At 37.7% G+C, this 3239-nt stretch carries 5 protein-coding genes and 1 pseudogene; 3 read left to right on the plus strand and 3 right to left on the minus strand.

Features of this window, described 5'->3' with window-relative positions; all coding sequences use genetic code 11:
- Positions 1-292 (minus strand): annotated as a pseudogene (locus ACFIJW_RS01030) (phage tail protein); the annotation flags it as partial.
- A 382-nt stretch (positions 293-674) separates the two neighbouring features.
- Here ACFIJW_RS01030 and ACFIJW_RS01035 point away from each other — a divergent pair.
- The 3 genes from ACFIJW_RS01035 to ACFIJW_RS01045 all read left to right on the plus strand — a co-directional run bounded on the left by ACFIJW_RS01035 (position 675) and on the right by ACFIJW_RS01045 (position 2078).
- Positions 675-1427, plus strand: a complete 753-nt coding sequence (locus tag ACFIJW_RS01035; protein WP_375632899.1) for an antA/AntB antirepressor family protein — start codon at positions 675-677, stop codon at positions 1425-1427.
- The gene (locus tag ACFIJW_RS01040) at positions 1424-1702 is read left to right on the plus strand and encodes a hypothetical protein (protein WP_375632901.1); all 279 of its coding nucleotides are present in this window, start codon (positions 1424-1426) and stop codon (positions 1700-1702) included. The genes ACFIJW_RS01035 and ACFIJW_RS01040 overlap by 4 nt, the downstream gene beginning before the upstream one ends.
- Positions 1703-1826: 124 nt before the next feature.
- Positions 1827-2078, plus strand: a complete 252-nt coding sequence (locus ACFIJW_RS01045; protein ID WP_375632903.1) for a type II toxin-antitoxin system Phd/YefM family antitoxin — start codon at positions 1827-1829, stop codon at positions 2076-2078.
- Between the two features lie 75 nt (positions 2079-2153).
- Here the strand turns inward: ACFIJW_RS01045 and ACFIJW_RS01050 are convergent, their stop codons facing one another.
- Positions 2154-2462 carry a HigA family addiction module antitoxin gene (locus ACFIJW_RS01050; RefSeq protein WP_273721170.1) on the minus strand — a complete coding sequence of 103 codons (309 nt, stop codon included), beginning with the start codon at positions 2460-2462 and terminating at the stop codon, positions 2154-2156.
- 10 nt (positions 2463-2472) lie between these two features.
- Positions 2473-2751 carry a type II toxin-antitoxin system RelE/ParE family toxin gene (locus ACFIJW_RS01055; protein ID WP_375618870.1) on the minus strand — a complete coding sequence of 93 codons (279 nt, stop codon included), beginning with the start codon at positions 2749-2751 and terminating at the stop codon, positions 2473-2475.
- Between the last annotated feature and the right edge of the window lie 488 nt (positions 2752-3239).

The following is a 3239-nucleotide window of genomic DNA, read 5'->3' on the forward strand; positions in this document are numbered from 1 at the left end:
TTTCGTTGTCACCCTCGTTCACGCGTACGACAACGACAATGGCGCCTACTTGTTTAAAAATAAGATCAAGGGCATTGGGTAAGGTACCTTGACGCTTACCCGTTTTATCCAGTTTAGCTGCTTGTGAAAGAGAGCCCGTTACCAAAACGGGTGTATTAAGGGGAAATGCTCGGTTATCGGCATCGGGTGCTGTGCCAACAATCCCGATAACGGCAGATTGTACCGCGCGAAGGGGGCGGGTGCCGTCGTCAACCTCGACAACTTCAACACCGTGTAGAAAACCTGTTGCCATTTTATACTCCTTTAAAATATTGGCGAATGAAATGAATGGGAAAAAATGAGAGAATGATTGCTGTGTTTGTTAAACTGGCATTACGATAAAAAATTATCGAAAATAGATTGACATTATTTCTACAATGTGTATTTTCGAATCAGGTGCTTGAAAAACACCTTAAAGCAACTAGCGGATGGATTGCCGAAACAATCTCTTCTCCGCCAACTAAAAGTTTTGACTCATTGTATGTTACACGCATATAATGGCATTGTCGGGTGTGGTTACGCTATACAATACCCTTTATGGGAAAGGCATAACGACGGGCTAGTTGCCGTGTTTTTCAGCGCCCGGCACTCTCTTTAGAGTGTCAATGAAAAACATCTAACAACTAGGAGTTCACATGAACACTCTTATAGAAATTACAGAACAAGTCATTGATGGCGATGCGATTCAGACAGTAAATGCACGTGATCTACATGCGTTTTTAGGAGTAGGTAAAAAGTTTGCAGACTGGATTACTGAACGCATCAACAAATATGATTTTGTCGAAAACAGAGATTATATAGTTTTTCCCAATTTTGGGAAAAACCTCCAAGGTGGTCGTCCCTCTAAAGATTATGCTCTCACTTTAAGTGTAGCCAAAGAACTTTCTATGGTGGAGAACAATAAGAAAGGTAGAGAAGCTCGTTTATATTTTATAGAATGTGAAAAACGTGCAAAACAAGTAGCAACACCACGAATAGATCTTGCCAATGCATTGGAAAATCCTCTTACGATTAAACAGCTCCTTTTAGAGAGTATCAATCAATTAGAAGACTTAAGAAATGAGGTGAGTACACTCAAGCCTAAAGCAGAAGCTTTAGAAGGCTTAAAACGCTCTGATGGGCTGTTCGGTCTTATTGAAGCAGCGAAAATGCTTGAAGTACGACCAAAAGATTTAACAGATTACTTGCGGAAAAATGATTGGGTCTATCGACGGGCTCCAGGGGCGCCTCTATTACCTTATCAGGATAAGATAAAGAAAGGATTCATGGATTGTCCTGCTATTACCATTCAAAGATCGGATGGTACAGAAAAGGTGCTGCCTTCAACAAAAATCACACCAAAAGGATTGGCATGTTTAAGAGAACAAATCTTTGGGGGTGTGCAATGAATACCAGTATCGACTTTTTATGTGATTTATGGATGGCATTGTTTCAGTTTTCTGATCGTGATGATGTCGAAGATAAAGCTTTTAATGCTCTCATTGAGACCATGGATGCAATAGAAAAAGCTTTGATTTTAAAACTTCAAGATGAATCACCAAACGCACTCAGAGTTCTGGCAATGATTACAAATTTTGGATCTTTAAAACCTCCTTCTATTATGGAGCCTTTGTTGAAAGCTTACGATCCGAGTTTGAAAAATTCTGTTAAGAAAGCTGCTTAACTTTAAAAACATGATTTTATCTCCTCGTCTTTTAGGCGGGGAGGTGGTTAACAGTATAAAATATCTTCACATAATACACATTATACGTATAATACGTATTATACATTAAAGATAGGATGTGCATATGAAAAAATATAGTTTTACAGATGTAAACCGCGGGGCAGGCGATATTTTAGACGAGGCTATGTCTACACCTGTAGCTTTGACAAAGCGAGGGCGTGAAAAAATCATTATGCTTCCTGTTGATTTATATCATGAATTAATAAAAGCGCGTTCTGGTGCACAATCTTTTGTTTATGCAGATGCACCGCAAAATATATTAGACGATTTAGATCGTGGTTTAGATGATATTTTAAATGGCAACGAACATGTTTAAAGCGGGGGATGTTGTTCAATATTATTATTTATCCAGTATTCCATAAAACATTATCCCTTGAGAGTGAGGAAGAGATCAAACAGCGTGAAGTGTTGGAACTTTGCTAACATTTGTTTCACGTTCAGCATGCCAAGCGTCATAATTAGCTTGCATACGTAACCATATAGCAGCTCCATCACCAAACATTTTGCCAAGACAAGCGGAAATAGCAGGAGAAACAGGCTTTTTTGCGTTCAGAATATCGTAGAGATGTTGGCGTGATATACCAAGCATCTGCGCAATTTCTGATTTTGTTTTGCCTGTCTCAGGAATAATTTCTGCTAAAACTTCTCCTGGATGAGTAGGACAACGGTTTTTATCTCTTTGTGCAGGAATGTCATTCATAACTGTATCCTTAGTGATATTGTTCAAGATCAACACGGTAAGCATTACATGAGTCAAATTCAAAGGTAATACACCATGGTCCGTTAACGTGGACAGTGTAACGAGTGGGTGAATATCCAATCAAAGAATGAAAGTTGAATCCTGGAAGATTCATATCTTCTGGTCTTTCAGAAATATCTAAACGATCAAGACGAACCATGATACGTTTTACAAGTTTCTTATCAATCTTGGATGAATTTCCCGTTTTGAATAATTCTGCCAATGTTTTGCTTTTAAACGTTTTAATCATTCTTTTATATAGCGTAAAATACTGTTAATGTCAACAAATAGCTTACATTATAAGTGCTAAAATGGAAAAAACAGTAACATCCCATTAGAAACCCTTATCGTCTAGACTTGTTTTTCTTTTCTCCACCTCATGCGTAAAGAGAAGAATAGGTGCATGGAGGGGATAAATTTGCACGTTAACATCAAGGATTTTACAAACATACCAACGGCTGTCTGATCAAATATTGCTAAAAACTTAGATCCCTTGCCATTCTTAATAAAGTGAATACGAAGTTTAAATTCTATTGTCATTTTGCTCTCCAAATTAATGAAGAGACCATAACAATCATCTCACTCTCTCATAAGACTGACACTGTCAGTCAAAAAGCTCTTTAAAGGGCTTTAAAAGGACTTAAAAACATATAAGCTTGCTCATACAAAAGCTATCCATTTGACTTGCGCTATTTTTGGTTTTGTATTTAATCTTTCCATAACCTTATAAGAACAGCA

Source organism: Bartonella sp. MM97QHHN, from assembly GCF_042194285.1.
GTDB lineage: Bacteria > Pseudomonadota > Alphaproteobacteria > Rhizobiales > Rhizobiaceae > Bartonella.

Bases quoted from the DNA above. Each gene is read 5' to 3' on its own strand.
- ACFIJW_RS01035 (WP_375632899.1), top strand. From the start codon at position 675: ATGAACACTCTTATAGAAATTACAGAACAAGTCATTGATGGCGATGCG.
- ACFIJW_RS01040 (WP_375632901.1), top strand. From the start codon at position 1,424: ATGAATACCAGTATCGACTTTTTATGTGATTTATGGATGGCATTGTTT.
- ACFIJW_RS01045 (WP_375632903.1), top strand. From the start codon at position 1,827: ATGAAAAAATATAGTTTTACAGATGTAAACCGCGGGGCAGGCGATATT.
- ACFIJW_RS01050 (WP_273721170.1), bottom strand. From the start codon at position 2,462: ATGAATGACATTCCTGCACAAAGAGATAAAAACCGTTGTCCTACTCAT.
- ACFIJW_RS01055 (WP_375618870.1), bottom strand. From the start codon at position 2,751: ATGATTAAAACGTTTAAAAGCAAAACATTGGCAGAATTATTCAAAACG.